Origin of the sequence: Streptomyces sp. NPDC057654, assembly GCF_042800135.1 — a bacterium.
In the GTDB taxonomy this organism is placed as follows: Bacteria; Actinomycetota; Actinomycetes; order Streptomycetales; family Streptomycetaceae; genus Streptomyces.
In genome coordinates this window covers 1-1,236 of record NZ_JBHVHQ010001427.1, presented here as the reverse complement: position 1 = coordinate 1,236, position 1,236 = coordinate 1, and the positions used below count along the sequence as shown (strand labels likewise).

Genomic DNA, 1,236 nt, shown 5'->3' with positions numbered 1-1,236 from the left:
GCCCGCCTCCGTGGGGGTCTGGCCGCTCTGGGGGGCCCCCTCCGGGCGGGGGGGGGCCCCGGGGCCGACGGGGCCCGGCGCCCGACCGCTCCGCTTCCAGGATGGGCCCGGAGGCGTCCGTTCCGTACGGCGCACTGGGCCGTACGGGTGACACCTCGGCGGCGCACCGCGGGGATCAGTCCCGCTCCCCCAGGTACCCGGCCACCGCCTCCGCGACCTCGGCGATCGGGCCCGGCTGCGTCATCTGCGGATGCAGGCAGTCGATGTCGCGGTTGATCAGGGCCCCGGTGACGTACGGCTGCCACGCCTCCCGTGTCAGCCAGTCCTCGGCGCGCGGCGCCGTGGCGGTGAAGAAGAGCACGTCGCCGTCGAAGACACGGTGACGGTGCTCCCGCATCAGGGTGGCGTTGTTGACGACGATGTCCACGACGGCCGTCAGGGTGTGGTCGGAGAGGCTGGCCAGCGCGCTGCCCTCGGTGCGCAGCGTGGTGGTGACCTGCTCGCGGGTGAGCGTCCCGGAGGCGTCGAACTCGAACCCGGCCATGCGCAGCAGCGCGCCGAGCGCGTCCGCCTCCTTGGGCCCGGCCCGGCCGCGCCACTGGTCGGACGGGTAGGCGTCGAGCAGGGCGAGCAGTTCGACCTCCTCGCCCTCCTCCTGGAGCCGCACGGCGACGGTGTGCGCGATGACGCCGCCCACCGACCAGCCCAGCAGCCGGTACGGGCCGTGCGGCCGTACCTCGCGGACGCGGGCGAGGTAGTCCTCGGCCATCTCGTCCATGGTGGCGGGGAGCCCGTCCGCGGCCGTGCCGGGCGTGAGGCCGCGCGCCTGGAGCCCGTACACCGGCTGGTCGGGGCCGAGGTGGGCGAGGAGCCCGGAGTAGCACCAGCTGATGCCGCCCGCCGGGTGCACGACGAACAGCGGAGCGCGCCCGCCGCTGACGCGCAGCGGCAGCACGACGTCCAGGGCCTGTTCGGCGTCGCCCGCCTCGTGCAACCGCTCCGCGAGCGCCGCCGGGGTGGGGGCCTGGAAGAGCGCGCCGATGGCGAGCTTCGCGCCGAGGGTGTCGCGGACCCGGGCGACGAGGCGGGCGGCGAGCAGGGAGTTGCCGCCGAGGTCGAAGAAGCTGTCGTCGACGCCGACGCGGGGCAGCGCGAGGGCCTCCGCGAAGAGCCGGGTCAGGGTCTCCTCGCGGTGGTCGCGGGGCGCGCGCCCGTCGGTGGCGGCGATCTCCGGGG

The 1,236-nt window shown here is 76.1% G+C and carries 1 protein-coding gene; it reads right to left on the bottom strand.

Features of this window, described 5'->3' with window-relative positions; all coding sequences use genetic code 11:
- Positions 1 to 175 precede the first annotated feature (175 nt).
- Positions 176 to 1,236, bottom strand: a 1,061-nt coding sequence (locus ACFU99_RS44105; RefSeq protein WP_384404487.1) for a thioesterase domain-containing protein, incomplete at its 5' end; no start/stop codon positions are given.